Source organism: Amycolatopsis suaedae, from assembly GCF_004214935.1.
GTDB lineage: Bacteria > Actinomycetota > Actinomycetes > Mycobacteriales > Pseudonocardiaceae > Amycolatopsis > Amycolatopsis suaedae.
Genome location: NZ_SFCC01000006.1, coordinates 88,034 through 105,804, shown reverse-complemented (window position 1 = coordinate 105,804; position 17,771 = coordinate 88,034). Strand labels below are relative to the sequence as shown.

Here is a 17,771-nt window from a genome sequence, read left to right as displayed (position 1 = left end):
GCCGTGTTCGACCTCGCCTGGAGAACGATCAGGGCTCGCCGCGGCGGATTCGTCGCCGCCTTCGTCGCCCTGTTCTTCGGTGCGGCGGTGATCACTGCCAGCGGTGTCCTGCTGGAGTCCGGGCTGCGTTCCGGCGTCACCGCGGAACGCTACGCGGCCGCGCAGGTCGTCGTGGGGGGCAAGCAGGAGTTCGACGGGACCGAGGGACCGTCGACCTCGTTCGCCGAACGGGTGCCGGTGCCCGGCGACGCGGTGGAGCGGATCGCCCGGGTGCCCGGGGTCGCGGCGGCGGTGCCGGACCGCAGTGTCGAGGTGAACCTGCTGTCCCGCCCGCGAAGTGTCCCGGTGTACGCACACGGCTGGTCGTCCGCGCGGCTGGCACCGTTCACGCTGACCGCGGGCAGGCAACCGGAAGCGCCGGACGAAGCCGTCCTCGATCCCGGGTCCGGACTGTCCATTGGGGACACGGTGACGGTCACGGTCGGCGCGGTGCCCTCGGACTTCCGGGTGGTCGGCCTTGCCTCGGCCCCGTCGCTGCGGCGCCAGTCGGCCGTGTTCGTCACCGACGAGACAGCCGCCCGGCTGTCCGGCCAGATCGCCGCGGTCGGTGTGCTCACCGAACCGGGTGCGGACCCCGCCGCGGTGGCCGACCGGATCACCGCGGAACTGGGGCTGGTCAGCTACACCGGGCGGGAGATCGGTGACGCCGAGTTCCTCGACATCGGCCAGGCACGGGGATTCCTGACCGTGCTGTCGGCCTCGCTCATCGGAACCGTCGCCATGATCGTGTTGTTCGTCGTCGCCTCGACGCTCGGCCTGTCGATCCAGCAACGCCGGCGGGAACTTGCGGTGCTGCGGGCGATCGCGGCCACACCGAGGCAGATCCACCGGATGATCGGCGCCGAGGTACTGCTGGTCTCCGTGACCGGCGCGGTCCTGGGGTGCCTGCCGGGGTTCGCCGTCGCCGGACTGCTCCGGGACGCCTTCGCCGGGATCGGCGTGCTCCCACCGGACTTCGAACTCGCGTTCAGCCCGGCACCCGCGGCGGTCGCGCTGATCCTGTGCGTACTCGGCGGCTGGGCAGCCGGGTACTTCGCCGCCCGGCGCCTGGCCAGGGAAAAGCCGGTCGACGCACTGGTCGAGGCGGCCGTCGAACCCCCACGGCTGGGCACCGTCCGGCGGACCTGCGGCTTCGTGCTCCTCGCGGCGGGCGCCGTGGCCGGGACGGTGGTGCCCATGCTGGTGCCGGGCATCGGCGGCCTCGGCGGAGCGGCCGGTTCGGTGCTGTTGCTGATGGTCGGCACCGCGCTGCTCGGGCCGTACCTGATGCGGCTGGCCACCGCCGTGGCCGCACCGGTCCTGCGTCGCGGCCGGATCAGTGGCCACCTCGCGGTCGCCAACAGCAACGCCAACGCCCGCAGGCTCAGCGCCGCGGTCGTCCCGCTCGCGCTGGCCGTGGCGATGGCCGCCGTGCAGCTGTTCACCCTCACCACCTCGCAGGCCGCCTCGGCCGAGCAGGCCCGGGCGGGGGTGACCGCGGACTTCGTGCTGTCCGGCGGCAGTGCGGGGCTGTCCCCGGAGATCGCCGAGACGGTCCGCGGCATGCCGGCGGTCCGGTCGGCGCTGCCCGTGGTCCGCAGTCAGGTCTTGGTGGAGTACCCGATGTTCGACCAGATCGAGGTCGAATCGTTCGCCGCGCAGGGGATCGAGCCGGAGCATACAGCGTCCACAATGGACCTCGCTGTGACGGCGGGATCGCTCGGCGAGCTGCGTGGTGACACGGTCGCGCTGAGCACGACGGCGGCGGGCACCGCCGGGGCCGAGGTCGGCGACACCGTCCGGGTCTACCTCGGGGACGGCACCGAACGGGACCTCCGGGTGGTGGCGGTCTACGCCAACGGACTCGGGTTCGGTGACGTCACCACCCCGCGTGACCTGCTGGCCCGGCACACGGAAACCGGCTTCGACGACGCGATCCTGGTATCCGGCGGCGACGAAGCCGCATTGCGGGCCCTCGCGCAGCGGTACCCCGGCCTGAGCGTGCTCGACCGGCCGGCGTTCGCCGCCGGCCAGGGAGACCAGCAGTCCGCCACGAACCTCGTCGCCAACGGCCTGCTGTTGCTGTACCTCGTGATCGCCGTGGTGAACACGCTGGTGATGGCCACCGGGGCGAGGGCACGTGAGTTCGCCATGCTGCGGTTGATCGGCACCAGCCGCAGGCACGTCCGGCGGATGATGACGCTGGAGGCCGGGGTCGTGGTGGGTGCGGCGACGGTGATCGGGACCGCGGTGGCGGCGGTGCCGCTGGTCGGCATCAGCCTGGCCACGACCGGGCAGGCACTGCCCACCGTCGATCCACTGCTGTACGGGGCGATCGTCCTGGTCACCGCCGTGATCGGGTTCTGCTCGATCGGGTTCGCGGCACGGTCGGCCATGCGCGGCCGTCCGGTCGACGCGGTCGGCTCCGGCGCGTGATGCCACCATTGCCGCGAACCCGCACCGAGGAGCACACCGTGAGCGAACGATCGTGGCCGGGGGCCTGGCGATTCCTCGCCGTCGGCGCGCTGGTCGGTTTCCAGGCGCTGGCGGTGCTGCTGGCGATGGTCCTGTGCGTGGCGCTGGTCGTCACGCTGCCGCTGCTGCCCCACGTCGTGCGGCTCGCCCGGGGGCTCGCGGCCCGCGAACGTGGCCGGGTCGGCCGGTTCCTCGGCACGACGATTCCGCAGCCGCCACCGTCCACGGAGGACGACCTGGCCACCGTCGCGGCGAGCAGGCCCGCTCGCCGCGACGCCCAGTGGGTCGCGTTGCAGGCCGGGGCGGGCCTGCTGGGTGGTGCGGTGGCGATCGGCTCACCCGTCGGGGTGCTGCAGAACCTGGTGATCGCCGGGTTCTGGTGGGCCTTTCCCGGCGTCACCACCACAGTGGACACTCCGGTGCGGTCCTGGGGCGACGCGCTGCTCGCGCTGGGCATCGCCGTGCTGTACGGCCTGCTGGGCGTGGCCGTCGGCCCGCTGGCCCGGTGGTACGCGAGGGTCAGCGCGGCCCGGCTCGGACCGTCGAAGCAGTCGCTGGCCGAACGCCTCGCGGAGGTCACGGCGACCCGGGCAGCCGCGCTGGAGGCACACGGCAACGAGTTGCGCCGGATCGAACGCAACCTCCACGACGGAACGCAGAACCGGCTGGTCGCGGTGGTGATGCAGCTCGGCATGGTCGAACGTGCGCTGCGCCGTGACCCCGGTTCGGCGCTTCCCCTGGTGCTCACCGCGCAGAACGCGGCCACCGACGCGCTCGCCGAACTCCGGCAGGTGGTACGCGCGATCTACCCGCCCGTGCTGGCCGACCACGGGCTCTCCGGTGCCGTCCGGTCGCTGGCGGCGCACTGTCCGATCCCCTGCACGGTCGACGAGCACCCGGTACCCCGCCTCCCGGCCGCGGTGGAGGCCGCCGCGTACTTCGTGGTGGCCGAGGCACTCACGAACGCCGTCAAGCACAGCGGGGCGGACCGGATCACGGTGAGCCTGCGGGACGACGCGGGCGTGCTCGTCATCGAGGTCACCGACGACGGGCGGGGCGGCGCCGACGAGTCGGCCGGCACCGGGCTGAGCGGGATCCGGCGGCGGGTCGCCGCGTTCGACGGTTCCACCACGGTCGACAGCCCGGTTGGGGGACCTACCGTCCTGAAGGTGGCGATCCCTACGGGAACATAGGGCGTGCGCATCGTGATCGCCGAGGACGACGCCCTCCTGCGGGAAGGGCTCACCCACCTGCTGCGGGCCGAGGGCATGGAGGTCACTTCGGCCGTCGACAACCCCGATGACCTGCTGAAAGCCGTCGCCGAGGACCGTCCCGACGTCGTGGTGGCAGACGTCCGGATGCCGCCGACGTTCCGCGACGAGGGCCTGCGTGCCGCCGTCGACGCCCGCGAGCGGTGGCCGGGCCTGCCCGTCCTCGTGCTCTCGGCGCACGTCGAGGAGAGCTACGCGACCGAGCTGCTGTCCGGCGGTACCGGCGGCGTCGGCTACCTGCTGAAGGAGCGGGTGGGCAAGGTGGCCGACTTCCTCGACGCGCTGCGGCGGGTGGCCGCCGGTGGGACGGCGATCGACCCGGAGGTCGTCGCCCAGCTGCTGACCCGGCGCCGGGACGACGATCCGCTGCGGGCCCTCACGCCACGGGAGCGGGAGGTCCTCGGCCTGATGGCGGAGGGGCACTCGAACGCGACGATCCGAGACCTGCTGGTCATCAGCGACGGCGCCGTCCACAAGCACATCGGCAACATCTTCAGCAAGCTCGGCCTGCCCGCGACCGACACCGGCCACCGGCGGGTGCTCGCGGTGCTCGCCTACCTGCGGGCGTAAGCCGGGGTTGCTCCTCGGCCGCCGCCCGAAGCAAGTGAAGGCCCCTTCACGGCCATAGTCCGGTGTTGCTTGCCGCGGATACGTGGGTGGATGGCCCGTTGTTCGGTGTGAAGGCCGAGTTTCTGTCGTCTCACGTGATGAAGGGGACCTTCACACCCTTCTCGCCGGACGTCGCCGCCTCACCAGTCACATCCGGCCCGGCAGACCCAGCAGCCACCACGAACGAGACAACCCCGCCACCCAGCAAAGTCCCCCAATGTGGCATTGGGGAACTTCAAGTCCCCCAATGCCACATTGGGAGCAAACCGCACGGCACCGGTGGCGTAGCTAAGCCCGCTCCGCGTAGGCCTCGACGAGTTGCCGCTCGGCGTCGTCGAGGTACTTCGCCAGCAGGGCCTCCGCACCCGGGCCGTCGCCCGCGGCGATCCGCTCCAGGATCTCCGCGTTGCGCTTCAGGTACGGCTCGTGGAACCGCCGGGGGTCGGCCATCATGTGGAACACCAGCCGCAACTCGGCGAAGATGCCGCTCATCAGCTCGACGATCCGCGCGCTGCCGCCCAGCTCGGCGATCGCGGCGTGGAAGCGGATGTTCGCCGTCCCGAGGTCGCGCCAGCGTTGCTCCCGCTCCGCCCGGCGGCCGTCCTCGACCGTCCCGGCGAGCTTGTCGTAGGTCGCCGGCCGTTCGGTCAGTGAACGGACCGCCGAGCACTCGACGAGCTTGCGCACCTTGTAGAGGTCGACGACGTCCTCGACGGTCAGCACCCGGACGAACACGCCGCGGTTCAGCTCGTGGCTCAGCAGCCGCTCGTGCGTGAGCAGCCGGAACGCCTCCCGCAGCGTGTTGCGGGAAACCCCGAGGGCCGTGCCGATGTCCTGCTCCGACAGCCGTACGCCGGGCGCGAAGAACCCCTCGGCGATCCGCGTCCGCAGGACGGCCGCGACCCGTTCCGCCGTGCTGGTGCGGCCGAGCATGCCGCGGTCCGCCTCGAGCTCACGCATGGACACGAGGTCGATGTTATCGCCATACGAGAGGACCAGCGACTAATCCTCTTGTGGAATTGTTGAACAATACCTACAGTGTGAGCCGTGACACGATGAGGTACACCCCGGAGGTGCCATGGACGCGACAGCCACCACCACGGAAGACACCAGGCCGTTCGCCTGGTTCCGAACCCTCGGCTCACGCGGGCGCCGCGCGTTCGTCGGCGCGTTCGGTGGGTACGGCCTCGACTCGTTCGACTACCAGACCCTGCCGCTCGGCCTCGCCGCGATCACCGCGTACTACGGCCTGTCCGGCGGCGAGGCGGGCCTGCTCGGCACGACGACGCTGGTCGTCTCCGCGATCGGTGGCATCGGCGCGGGCATCCTGGCCGACCGCATCGGCCGCGTCCGGACGCTGCAGCTCACCATCGCGATGTACACGATCTTCACCGTCGCATGTGGATTCGCGCCGAACTTCGAGACGCTGCTGATCTTCCGCGCGCTGCAGGGGCTGGGCTTCGGTGGCGAGTGGGCGGCGGGCGCCGCGCTGGTCGCCGAGTACGCACAGGCGAAGTACCGCGGCCGCACCGTGGCGTTCGTGCAGAGCGCGTGGGCCGTCGGCTGGGGCCTTTCGGTCGTCGTCTACACGATCGTGTTCAGCGTCTGGAGCCCGGACGTCGCCTGGCGGGTCATGTTCTGGACCGGCGTCATCCCCGCGCTGCTCGTGCTGTGGGTCCGGCGCAACGTCCAGGACGCACCGGTCGCCGCCGAACGGCGGGTGGTCAAGGAACGCGGTTCACTGGCCGGCATCTTCAAGCCCGACCTGCTGAAGACGACGTTCTTCGCCGCGCTGCTGGCCACCGGTGTCCAGGGCGGTTACTACACGCTGGCGACCTGGCTGCCGTCCTACCTCAAGACCGCCCGCGGCCTGACCGTCATCGGCACCGGCGGTTACCTGGCGTTCCTCATCTCCGGCGCGTTCATCGGCTACGTCACCGGCGGCTATCTCACCGACCTGCTCGGCCGCAAGAAGACGTTCCTGCTGTTCTCCGTGCTCTCCGCGGGCCTGATCGTGGCCTACACCCAGATTCCCAACGGCGCCAACACTCTCGTGCTGTTCCTCGGCTTCCCGCTCGGCTTCTCGATGTCGGCGATCTTCAGCGGGTTCGGCGCGTTCCTCGCCGAGCTGTACCCGACGGCGTTGCGCGGCACCGGCCAGGGCTTCACCTACAACCTCGGCCGCGCGATCGGCGCGGTCTTCCCGACCGTCGTCGGGTTCCTCGGCGCGGGCGGTGCGATGGTGTTCGGCGCGGTCGGGTACACCGTCGCCGCACTGGCACTGCTCGGCCTGCCGGAGACCCGCGGCCGCGAACTCACCTGAGGGAGGAACCGTGACCACGTTCGACGAACCCGCGACGCTGTCCCCCGCCGAGGCACGAGCACTGTTCCGGGCAGGCACCGACCTGCCGACCACCGGCTGGGCGAACGGCTTCACCCAGACCAACCTGATCGCCGTCCCGGACTTCTGGGCCTACGACGTCCTGCTGTTCTGCCAGCGCAATCCCGCCCCCTGCCCGGTGCTCGACGTCAGCGATCCCGGCGACCCGTCCACCCGGCTGGCCGAGGGCGCCGACCTGAGCACCGACCTCCCGCGTTACCGGATCTGGGAGAACGGCCAGCTGACCAGCGAGGCGTCCGACGTGAGCCGCTGGTGGCGCGACGACATGGTCGCGTTCTCCATCGGCTGCAGTTTCACCTTCGAGTCCGCGCTCGCCGCCGAGGCGATCCCGTTGCGGCACCTCGACCAGGGCCGCAACGTCTCGATGTACGTGACGAACCAGGAGTGCGAACCGGCCGGCAGGCTGCACGGGCCGCTGGTGGTCTCGATGCGCTACATCCCCGCCGACCGGATCGACGACGCGGTGCGGATCACCCGCGCGATGCCTGCCGTGCACGGCGCGCCGGTGCACATCGGGGCCCCGTCCGCGCTCGGCATCGCCGACCTCGCCAAGCCGGACTTCGGTGACCCGGTCGACCCGCTGCCCGGCGACGTGCCGGTGTTCTGGGCGTGTGGCGTGACCCCGCAGGCGGCGCTGATGGCGTCCCGCCCGCCGTTCGCGATCACCCACGCGCCCGGCCACATGTTCATCACCGACCGTCTCGACAGCGAGTTCAGGGTGATCTGAATGGACCTCAACAGCGACCTCGGCGAGGGCTTCGGCGCCTGGAAGATGGGCGACGACGACGCCATGCTCGACATCGTGACGAGCGCGAACGTCGCGTGCGGCTTCCACGCCGGGGACCCCTCGGTGATGCGGCGGGTCTGCGAACGCGCGGCCGAACGCGGCGTCGTCATCGGCGCCCACGTCGCCTACCGCGACCTGGCCGGATTCGGGCGGCGCGCGATGGACGTCGCGCCGGACGACCTCGCCGACGACGTGCTCTACCAGATCGGCGCACTCGAGGCGTTCGCCAGGGCGGCGGGCACCCGGGTGCGGTACGTCAAGCCGCACGGCGCGCTGTACAACACGGCCGCGGTCGACGCCGAGCAAGCGGCCGCGGTGGTCGAGGCCATCCGCCGGTTCGACGCCGGCCTGGCACTGCTGTGCCCGCCGGGCTCGGAAATGGCCCGGAAGGCCACCGAGGCCGGGATCGCCTCGTACGCCGAGGCCTTCGCCGACCGGGCCTACACCGCGGACGGCCTGCTGGTGTCGCGGAAGCTACCCGGCGCGGTCCTGCACGACGCCGGTGAGGTGGCCGGCCGGGCGGTGACGATGGCGACCACCGGCACGGTCGTCGCCCAGGACGGGACCGACCTGAAGCTCGACCCTGATTCGCTGTGCGTACACGGTGACACGCCGGGCGCGGTCGAGCTGGCCGAGCGGATCCGGCAGGGCCTGCGTGACGCCGGTGTCCACATCGGATCGTTCGTCGAGACGCCGTGATCCGGCTCCTGCCCTACGGTGCGCGTGCCGTGCTGGTGGACTTCGACCGGCCGGCCGACGTGCTGGGCCTGCATGCCTGCCTCGACCGGGATCCGCCCGACGGCGTGGTCGAACTCGTGCCGGCGGCACGGACCCTGCTCGTCCGGTTCGACCCGGGCCGTACCCGGCTGGACCGGCTCACCGAGGACCTGCTCGGGCGTTCCACTGTGGACACCACGGATACCGAGGCCGCCGAGGTGGTCGTGCCGGTGCACTACGACGGGCCGGACCTCATCGAGGTGGCCGGTGACGCGGGACTGCCGGTCGAGGAGGTCGTCCGGCGGCACCAGGCCGGGTCCTACGTCGTCGCCTTCTGTGGTTTCGCACCGGGTTTCGCCTACCTGACCGGGCTGGAACCCGCGCTGCACGTCTCCCGGCGGCCGAGCCCGCGCACCCGCGTGCCCGCCGGATCGGTCGCGGTGGCCGGCGAGTACACGGCGGTCTACCCACACAGCTCGCCGGGCGGCTGGCGGCTGATCGGCCGGACGTCGCTGCCGGTGTGGGACGTCGAACGCGACCCGCCGAACCTGCTCACGCCGGGCACCAGGGTCCGGTTCACCGCCCGATGAAAGCCGAGGTGCTCACCCCGGGAATCCTTGCCACCGTGCAGGATCTCGGTAGGCCGGGGTACGCCGCGATCGGCGTCGGCCGTTCCGGGGCCGCCGACCGCGGCTCGTTGCGGCTGGCCAACCGGCTGGTCGGCAACCCCGAGGGCAACGCGGGTATCGAGGCCACCATGGGCGGACTGGTGTTGCGGTTCTCCTCGGCCACGACGGTCGCCGTCACCGGCGCGCCGTGTGCGATCACGGCAGGTGGCCGTGCGGCCGGACCGGACTCGCCGATCCCGCTGCGGGCCGGTGACGAGCTGGTCCTCGGGATGCCGTCGCGTGGACTGCGGTGTTACGTCGCCGTACGCGGCGGCTTCGACGTGCCGGCCGTCCTCGGCGCCCGCGCGACGGACACCCTCGGCGGCCTCGGGCCGCCCGTGCTGACCGCCGGAGCGACGCTTCCGGTGGGACACCGGGTTCTCGGCCCGCCGAACGTCGACCTCGCGCCCCGGCCACCGCTGCCGGACGAACCGGTGCTGCGGATCACCCCGGGGCCCCGGCTGGACTGGTTCACCGCCGACGCTCTGTCCACTGTGGTCTCCCGGCCGTACACCGCGACGGCGGACGTGAACCGGGTCGGCGTCCGCCTCGAGGGGCCGGCCCTGACCCGGGCACGGTCCGGCGAACTGCCGCCGGAAGCGGCCGTGCCGGGCGCGCTTCAGGTGCCGCCGTCGGGGCAGCCGATCCTGTTCCTCGCCGACCATCCGGCGACGGGTGGTTATCCGGTGGTCGCGGTCGTCGACGAGAACGACCTCGATCTTGCCGCACAGGTGCGACCGGGACAAAGAATACGATTCTTTCAGCCTTCTTTACCGTCATTTTAACCGTATCCGCCACGCGAGTGATCATGCTTGCGGCACCCAATCAATTCAGCGCTAGCATCGGTTGAGTTCCCCTCAACCAGCTACCTGAAAGCTGCGGAGATTGACTGAAAACGTCGCCTCCGAGGCATTGTTGCGTCTCGGGCGATACCTCACCCGCTGGGAGACCTCGGAAGATCTGCACACCGTCCACCGTGTCGGCGGCCGGGATGCGGACGGTTTCTACCGTGACCGGTGGAGCCATGACAAGGTCGTCCCATCCACCCACGGAGTCAACTGCACCGGTTCCTGCCGATGGCAGGTCTACGTTTCCGACGGAATAATCACCTGGGAAAGCCAGGATCCGGACTATCCGTCGGCCGGACCGGACAAACCGGAATACGAACCACGCGGATGCCCACGTGGCGCGTCGTTCTCCTGGTACTCGTATTCGCCGACCCGGGTACGCTTTCCGTACGCCCGCGGGGTACTCGTGGAGATGTACCGCGAGGCCAGGCGGCGGCTGGAGGATCCGGTCGAGGCGTGGAAGTCCGTCGTGACCGATCCGCTCAAGCGACGTGTCTACCAGCGTGCGCGGGGCAAGGGCGGCCTGGTCCGGATCAGCTGGGACGAGGCTGCCGAACTGGCCGCGGCGGCCCACGTGCACGCCATCGCCGAGTACGGTCCCGACCGCGTCGCCGGGTTCTCCCCGATCCCGGCGATGTCACTGGTCTCCCACGCCGTCGGCGCCCGGTTCATGTCGCTGATCGGCGCGCCGATGCTGTCGTTCTACGACTGGTACGCCGACCTTCCCGTCGCGTCGCCGCAGGTGTTCGGCGACCAGACGGACGTACCCGAGTCCGCCGACTGGTGGGACGCCGCGTACCTGATGATGTGGGGCTCCAACGTCCCGGTCACCCGGACACCCGACGCGCACTGGATGGTGGAGGCCCGCTACCGCGGGCAGAAGGTCGTCGTGGTGTCGCCGGACTACGCCGACAACACGAAGTTCGCCGACGAGTGGCTGGCGCCGCACCCCGGTACCGACGGCGCACTGGCGATGGCCATGGGGCACGTGCTGCTCACCGAGTTCTTCGTGAACAGCCAGGTGCTCTACTTCCTCGACTACGTCGAGCAGTACACCGACCTGCCGTTCCTGGTCACGCTGGAAGAACGCGACGGCGCCTGGGTGCCCGCCAAGTTCCTCACCGAGGCCGACCTCGGCGGCGACGGCGCGTCGCCGGAGTGGAAGACGGTCCTGATCGACGACCGCACCGGCGAGCCCGTGGTGCCCGGTGGCTCGATCGGCTTCCGCTGGAACGACGCCGACGCCGGTCGCTGGAACCTCGACCTCGGCGACGTCGAACCGCGGCTGAGCATGCTCGACGCCGCCGACCACACCGGTGTCGAGGTGCTGCTGCCGCGGTTCGACACACCGGAGAACGACGTGCTGCGGCGAGGTGTCCCTGCCGTCGAGGTCGCCGGGCACACGGTGACCACGGTGTACGACCTGCTGCTGGCGCAGTACGGCGTGCACCGCGACGATCTGCCCGGCTCGTGGCCGTCCGGCTACGACGATCCGAGCCAGCCGGCGACTCCCGCGTGGCAGCAGGAGATCACGTCGGTGCCCGCCGAGCGGGTGACCCGGATCGCCAGGGAGTTCGCCGAGACGGCGGCGGCGACCGAGGGCCGTTGCATGATCCTGATGGGCGCGGGAACCAACCACTGGTTCCACTCCGACACGATCTACCGCTCGTTCCTCGCCCTGCTCACGCTCACCGGTTGCCAGGGGCGCAACGGCGGTGGCTGGGCGCACTACGTCGGGCAGGAGAAGGTCCGGCCGCTGACCGGGCACGCCACGCTGGCCGGTGCGATGGACTGGGTCCGGCCGGCGCGGCAGATGATCGGGACCGCGTACTGGTACCTGCACACCGACCAGTGGCGGTACGACGGCCTGCGGCACGACACCCTGCTCTCGCCGACCGGCGGCGGCGCGCTGGCGGGGACCACCGCGGTGGACACGTTCGCCACGTCCGCGCGGCTGGGCTGGATGCCGTCCTATCCCACGTTCGACCGCAACCCGCTCGACCTGGTCGACGAGGCCGAGGCGGCGGGTGCCGACCCGGTGGAGCACGCCGTCGAGCAACTCCGGAAGGGCAGGCTCGGCTTCGCTGTCGACGACCCGGACGCGCCGGAGAACTGGCCGAGGGTGCTCACCGTCTGGCGGTCCAACCTGCTCGGCTCGTCGGCGAAGGGACACGAGTACTTCCTCCGGCACCTGCTCGGCACCGACGCCAACCTGCGGGCCGACGAGACCCCGCACCGGCCGTCGGTGCGCTGGCGAGACGAGGCGCCCGAGGGCAAGCTGGATCTGCTGCTGTGCCTGGACTACCGGATGACCAGCACCGCGTTGTTCGCCGACGTCGTGCTGCCCGCGGCCACCTGGTACGAGAAGCACGACCTGTCGTCCACCGACATGCACCCCTTCGTGCATTCGTTCAACGCAGCCGTCGACCCGCCGTGGCAGACCCGGACCGACTTCGACGCGTTCCACACGATCGCCCGCCGGTTCAGCGAGCTGGCCGAACGGCATCTGGGCGTACGCAGGGATCTCGTCGCCACCCCGATGGTCCACGACACCCCGGGCGAGACGGCACAACCTGGCGGTGTCGTGCGGGACTGGCGCGACGGTGACGTCCCACCGGTTCCCGGCGTCACCATGCCGCGGCTGACCGTGGTGGAGCGGGACTATCCGGCCGTCGCGGCGAAGCTCGCCACGCTCGGCCCGCTGCTCGACGAGCAGGGCACGACCACCAAGGGCATCACCTACGACGTGCGTGCGGAACTGGACTGGCTGCGTGCCAAGAACGGCACTTCCGGCGGCAGGCCGCGGATCGACACCGACATCCGGGCAGCCGACGCGATCCTCGCACTGTCCGGCACCACCAACGGAAGGCTTGCCACGCAGGGCTTCCGCACGCTCGGCGAGCGGGTCGGCACGGAGCTGGCCGGGCTGTCGGCCGAGCACGAGGGCAAGCGGATCTCGTTCGAGGACACCAGGAGCAGGCCGGCGTCGGTGGTCACCAGCCCCGAGTGGTCGGGCAGCGAGACCGGCGGGCGCCGCTACTCCGCGTTCGTCATCAACGTCGAGCACCGCAAGCCGTGGCACACGCTGACCGGACGGCAGCATTTCTTCCTCGACCACGACTGGATGCACGAGCTGGGCGAGGCGATGCCGATCTACCGGCCACCACTGGACATGCACCACATCTTCGGTGAGCCGCGGATCGGGCCGTCGGGTGCGGAGGTGACCGTTCGCTACCTGACGCCCCACAGCAAGTGGTCGATTCACTCGACGTACCAGGACAACCTGCACATGCTGACGTTGTCCCGCGGTGGTCAGGCCATCTGGATGAGCCCGGCCGACGCCGAGGCCATCGGCGCGAGCGACAACGACTGGATCGAGGCGGTCAACCGCAACGGCATCGTCGTCGCCCGCGCGATCGTGTCCCACCGCATGCCGACCGGCACGGTGTTCCTTTACCACGCCCAGGACCGTGCCGTGAACGTTCCGCGCAGCGAGACGAACGGCAAACGCGGCGGCACGCACAACTCGCTGACCCGGCTGCTGATGAAGCCGACTCACCTGATCGGCGGATACGCGCAGCTGTCGTTCGGCTTCAACTACCTGGGCCCCACCGGAAACCAGCGCGACGAGGTCACCGTGATCCGCCGCCGCTCGCAGGAGGTGCAGTACTGATGCGCGTGCTCGCGCAGCTCGCCATGGTGATGAACCTCGACAAGTGCATCGGCTGTCACACCTGCTCGGTGACGTGCAAGCAGGCGTGGACCAACCGGGCCGGCACCGAGTACGCGTGGTTCAACAACGTCGAAACCCGGCCGGGGCAAGGATATCCGCGCCGCTACGAGGACCAGGACCGCTGGAAGGGCGGCTGGGTACGCACCCGCGGCGGCAAGCTGAGGTTGCGGGCCGGTGGCAGGCTGAAGCGGCTGGGGACGGTGTTCGCCAACCCCGACCTGCCCGGCATCGACGACTACTACGAGCCGTGGACCTACGACTACGCCAACCTGCTCGAAGCCCCGCTCGGCGACGACGTGCCGACGGCGGCGCCGCGGTCGGCGATCACCGGCGAGCCGGCCCAGCCGAGCTGGGGACCCAACTGGGACGACGACCTCGGCGGGTCCACCGAGCACGGCGTGCGTGATCCGCTGGTGGAGAAGCTCGGCTCGAAGATCAAGTTCGAGTTCGAGCAGACGTTCATGTTCTACCTCCCGCGCATCTGCGAGCACTGCCTGAACCCGTCGTGTGTGGCGAGCTGCCCGTCCGGCGCCATGTACAAGCGCGAGGAGGACGGCATCGTCCTGGTCGACCAGGACGCCTGCCGCGGGTGGCGGATGTGCGTGACCGGCTGCCCGTACAAGAAGGTCTACTTCAACCACAAGACCGGCAAGGCCGAGAAGTGCACGTTCTGCTATCCGCGGCTGGAGGCCGGGCAGCCGACCGTCTGCGCGGAGACCTGCGTCGGCAGGCTGCGCTACATCGGCGTGGTGCTCTACGACGCCGACCGGGTGACCGCGGCGGCGTCGGTCCCCGACGAGCACGACCTGTACCCCGCGCAGCGTGACCTGATGCTCGACCCGCACGACCCGGCCGTCGTCAAGGCGGCCGAGGCGGCCGGTGTCCCGCACGACTGGATCACCGCCGCGCAGCGTTCGCCGGTGTACCAGCTCATCCACGACTACCGGCTCGCACTGCCGCTGCACCCGGAGTACCGCACGATGCCGATGGTCTGGTACATCCCGCCGCTGTCACCGGTGGTCGACGCGGTCGCCGGTTCCGGGTTCGACGGCGAGAGCGGCGACAACCTGTTCGGCGCCATCGACACGCTGCGCATCCCGCTGGAGTACCTGGCGGAGCTGTTCACCGCGGGGGACGTCGGGCCGGTGCGGCTGTCGTTGCGCAGGCTCGCGGCCATGCGGTCGTACATGCGGGCGGTCAACCTCGGTCAGGAGCCGGACGACCGGCTGCTCACGTCGGTCGGCCTGTCCGGGGAGGAGATCTTCGGGATGTACCGGCTGCTGGCGCTGGCGAAGTACGACGAGCGCTATGTCATCCCGACCGCCGGCATCGGCCAGGCACACGACCTGGAGGGCATCGCCACGACGTGCAGCCTGGACACCGACGGCGGACCGGGCATGGGCGGCGCGTCGCCGAACGGCCGGGTCGACCTGCTCAGCTGGGACTCCGGTCGCCGGCCGGACGCGATGTTCCCGACGTCGCAGGCCAAGCGATGAGCCGCGACGTCGTCCGGCAGGTCGCCGGCTGGTGCCTGCAGTATCCCGACTCCGGCGTGCTGTCGAAACTGCCGCTGCTGCGGGCGTGTGCCGAGGAGGCCGGGCACGCCGGGCTGGCGCGGGTGCTCGACCACCTCGGCGGGCCGCCCGCCGAGCTGGCCGCGCACTACGTGGAGACGTTCGACCGCAAGCCGCGGCGGACGTTGCACCTGACCTGGTTCACCGACGGCGACACCCGGCGGCGGGGCACGTCGCTGGCCACGCTCAAACGGCTGTACCGGGAACACGGTTTCGTACTCGCCGAGAACGAGCTGCCCGACTTCCTGCCGGTGATCCTGGAGTTCAGCACCGCCGTGCGGGACCGCGGTGCCGCCGAGGGGGTGCTGCTGCGGTTCCGGCCGGCGCTGGAACTGTTGCACCGCAACCTGGTCTCCGTGACGCCGTACGCCGAGGCGGTCGCCGCCGTGATCGGCACGCTGCCACCACCGGACCCGGAGAGCGAGCGGCTGGCGGCGTCGCTCGCCGAGACCGGTCCGCCGGCCGAGCTGGTCGGACTCGAACCGTTCGGAGTAGGCCGATGACACTGCTGTTGTGGGCCGCGGCGCCCTACGCCGCCATCGCGTTGCTCGTGTTCGGCACCGTCTGGCGGTACCGGCACGACAAGTTCGGCTGGACGAGCCGGTCGACGCAGCTACACGAGTCGCGCATGCTGAAGGTCGCCAGCCCGTTGTTCCACTTCGGACTGTTCATGGTGCTCGGCGGGCACATCCTCGGCCTGCTGGTGCCCAAGGCCGTCACGGCGTGGTTCGGCATTTCCGACGAGAACTACCACCTCGTGTCACTCGGCATGGGCACGCTGGCCGGACTGGCCGCGGTCGGCGGCCTGGGCCTGCTGCTGTACCGCAGGCTGCGTAACCCCGCGGTCCGCAAGACCACCTCGACGAGTGACAAGTTCACCTACGCGGTGCTACTCGCCGGGATGCTCGCCGGACTGGCGACCACCGTGATCGACAACGGCATCGGCGGCGGCTACGACTACCGGGAGACCATCGGCCCGTGGGTTCGCGGGATCCTGACGTTCGACCCGCACCCCGAGCTGATGGCGGACGCGCCGTTCGGCTACCAGTTGCACACCGTCCTCGGGCAGCTGTTGTTCGCGCTGTGGCCGTTCTCCCGGCTGGTGCACGCGTTCAGCGCGCCGGTGCAGTACCTGATGCGGCCCTACGTCGTCTACCGCCGCCGGGTGCCGGACCGCGTCGGCAGCCGTCCGCCCCGGCGCGGCTGGGAATGATCGCCGCGTTCACGACGTCGGTTCGCGCGTTCGCCGTACTGGTGCTGATCGGCACGCTGGCGATGGGCACGGGTCAGCCGTTCCTGTTCCCTTCGCTGGGTCCCACGGCGTTCCTGCTGTTCGCCACGCCGCTGCAGCCGACCGCGTGCCCGCGCAACACCCTGCTCGGGCACCTGGTCGGCGTGCTGTCCGGCGCTGCGGGGCTGGCGACGTTCGGGCTGCTGGACACGCCGCCGGACCTGACGCACGTGACCTGGGCCCGGGCCGGTGCGGCGGCGCTGGCACTGGCGTTGACCTGCGGCGGCATGGTCCTGCTGCGGCTGCCGCACCCGCCGGCCGGCGCGACCACGCTGATCATCGCGCTGGGCCTGCTGCGCACGCCGGCCGACCTGCTGGTCGTGCTGGCCAGTGTCGTCCTGCTGAGCGCGCTCGGCTTCGCCGTCAACCGGCTGGCGAGGATTCCCTACCCCGTCTGGAAACCGCAGGCGCCGGTGGCACCGGTCACACAGGGGGCTACCGACCAGTAGCACTGTGCTACCTCCTTTACAGCACCCACCTGTGAAAGGGGATCGCGCATGACTCGCTCCGACGTGCCGGTGGCCGACACCGTCGTCGACACCGGCCGCTACCCGTTGACCGACCCCGGCGGTGCCGGCTGGCGGGAGGCCGTCGAAGGGGCGCGGCGCGAACTGTCGCGGGTGGGCTGCTGTGTGCTGCCGGACTTCATCCGGCCGGAGCTGCGGGAAACCCTGCGCGAGGAATGCGCGAGCGTCGCCGGGCTGGCACACGACCGGGTCGAGACCGTCAACGCCTACAACATCGCCGTCGACACGCCGTTGCCGGAAGGACATCCCGGCCGGGTGACCATGGAGCGGGGCAACGCGTTCGTCGCCCGCGACCAGTTGCCCGCGCACTTTCTCATCCAGCGCCTGTACGGCAGTGAGCGGTTCCAGCGTTTCGTCGCCGACTGCTTCGAACTGCCCCGACTGCACGAGCTGGCCGACCCGCTGTCCGGCCTGGTGCTCAACGTCATCGCGCCCGGCCAGGCGCATCCGTGGCACTTCGACACCAACGAGTACACGGTCAGCATGCTCACCCAGGCACCGGAGGAGGGCGGGCTGTTCGAGTACTGCCCGAACATCCGGTCCGCCGAGGCCGAGAACTTCCCCGACGTCGCGGCGGTGCTGGCCGGGCGCAGGGAGCTGGTCCAGACGCTGCGGATCCGGCCCGGTGACCTGCAGTTGTTCAAGGGCCGCTTCTCACTGCATCAGGTGACCCCGGTGCGCGGCGCGCTGGCGCGGCACTCGGCGATCTTCGCCTACAGCGACCGGCCTGGCATCATCGGCAGCGCCGAGCGCACCCGGCAGCTGTTCGGCAGGGTGTTGCCGGAACACCTCGCCGCCGAAACCGCCCGCGCCGACCAGCTTCTGGACTGA

At 70.8% G+C, this 17,771-nt stretch carries 15 protein-coding genes; 14 read left to right on the top strand and 1 reads right to left on the bottom strand.

Annotated features, from left to right (window positions below):
* Positions 1–3: 3 nt before the first annotated feature.
* From EWH70_RS13040 to EWH70_RS13030, 3 genes are read left to right on the top strand one after another with little or no spacing between them, the layout of a single operon-like run.
* Positions 4–2,475 (top strand): FtsX-like permease family protein, encoded by a 2,472-nt coding sequence (locus tag EWH70_RS13040; RefSeq protein ID WP_130475626.1) that lies wholly within the window; start codon positions 4–6, stop codon positions 2,473–2,475.
* Between the two features lie 38 nt (positions 2,476–2,513).
* Complete coding sequence (locus EWH70_RS13035; RefSeq protein ID WP_165436257.1) at positions 2,514–3,707, top strand: sensor histidine kinase; 1,194 nt, start codon at positions 2,514–2,516, stop codon at positions 3,705–3,707.
* 3 nt (positions 3,708–3,710) lie between these two features.
* Positions 3,711–4,355: a response regulator gene (locus tag EWH70_RS13030; RefSeq protein ID WP_130475624.1), complete on the top strand. Its 645-nt coding sequence runs from the start codon at positions 3,711–3,713 to the stop codon at positions 4,353–4,355.
* A gap of 327 nt (positions 4,356–4,682) precedes the next feature.
* Here EWH70_RS13030 and EWH70_RS13025 read toward each other — a convergent pair whose 3' ends face one another.
* Positions 4,683–5,354 (bottom strand): GntR family transcriptional regulator, encoded by a 672-nt coding sequence (locus EWH70_RS13025; protein ID WP_240686961.1) that lies wholly within the window; start codon positions 5,352–5,354, stop codon positions 4,683–4,685.
* Positions 5,355–5,472: 118 nt separating this feature from the next.
* Between EWH70_RS13025 and EWH70_RS13020 the strand changes: the two genes are divergently transcribed.
* From EWH70_RS13020 to EWH70_RS12970, 11 genes are all read left to right on the top strand, one after another.
* Positions 5,473–6,717, top strand: a complete 1,245-nt coding sequence (locus EWH70_RS13020) for an MFS transporter (protein WP_130475623.1) — start codon at positions 5,473–5,475, stop codon at positions 6,715–6,717.
* 37 nt (positions 6,718–6,754) lie between these two features.
* On the top strand, positions 6,755–7,522 hold the full coding sequence (locus EWH70_RS13015) for a putative hydro-lyase (RefSeq protein WP_476692387.1): 768 nt from the start codon (positions 6,755–6,757) through the stop codon (positions 7,520–7,522).
* Positions 7,523–8,281 carry a LamB/YcsF family protein gene (locus EWH70_RS13010; protein ID WP_130475621.1) on the top strand — a complete coding sequence of 253 codons (759 nt, stop codon included), beginning with the start codon at positions 7,523–7,525 and terminating at the stop codon, positions 8,279–8,281.
* The gene (locus EWH70_RS13005; protein ID WP_130475872.1) at positions 8,281–8,889 is read left to right on the top strand and encodes a 5-oxoprolinase subunit B family protein; all 609 of its coding nucleotides are present in this window, start codon (positions 8,281–8,283) and stop codon (positions 8,887–8,889) included. Before EWH70_RS13010 ends, EWH70_RS13005 begins: the two co-directional genes overlap by 1 nt.
* Positions 8,886–9,752, top strand: a complete 867-nt coding sequence (locus EWH70_RS13000) for a 5-oxoprolinase subunit C family protein (RefSeq protein WP_130475620.1) — start codon at positions 8,886–8,888, stop codon at positions 9,750–9,752. Before EWH70_RS13005 ends, EWH70_RS13000 begins: the two co-directional genes overlap by 4 nt.
* A 91-nt stretch (positions 9,753–9,843) precedes the next feature.
* The gene (locus EWH70_RS12995) at positions 9,844–13,488 is read left to right on the top strand and encodes a nitrate reductase subunit alpha (RefSeq protein WP_130475619.1); all 3,645 of its coding nucleotides are present in this window, start codon (positions 9,844–9,846) and stop codon (positions 13,486–13,488) included.
* The gene (gene narH / locus EWH70_RS12990; protein ID WP_130475618.1) at positions 13,488–15,044 is read left to right on the top strand and encodes a nitrate reductase subunit beta; all 1,557 of its coding nucleotides are present in this window, start codon (positions 13,488–13,490) and stop codon (positions 15,042–15,044) included. The genes EWH70_RS12995 and narH overlap by 1 nt, the downstream gene beginning before the upstream one ends.
* Positions 15,041–15,625 (top strand): nitrate reductase molybdenum cofactor assembly chaperone, encoded by a 585-nt coding sequence (gene narJ, locus EWH70_RS12985; protein WP_130475617.1) that lies wholly within the window; start codon positions 15,041–15,043, stop codon positions 15,623–15,625. Before narH ends, narJ begins: the two co-directional genes overlap by 4 nt.
* The gene (narI, locus tag EWH70_RS12980; RefSeq protein ID WP_130475616.1) at positions 15,622–16,335 is read left to right on the top strand and encodes a respiratory nitrate reductase subunit gamma; all 714 of its coding nucleotides are present in this window, start codon (positions 15,622–15,624) and stop codon (positions 16,333–16,335) included. The genes narJ and narI overlap by 4 nt, the downstream gene beginning before the upstream one ends.
* Positions 16,332–16,862 carry an HPP family protein gene (locus tag EWH70_RS12975; protein WP_130475615.1) on the top strand — a complete coding sequence of 177 codons (531 nt, stop codon included), beginning with the start codon at positions 16,332–16,334 and terminating at the stop codon, positions 16,860–16,862. Before narI ends, EWH70_RS12975 begins: the two co-directional genes overlap by 4 nt.
* Before the next feature lie 48 nt (positions 16,863–16,910).
* Complete coding sequence (locus EWH70_RS12970) at positions 16,911–17,771, top strand: HalD/BesD family halogenase (RefSeq protein ID WP_130475614.1); 861 nt, start codon at positions 16,911–16,913, stop codon at positions 17,769–17,771.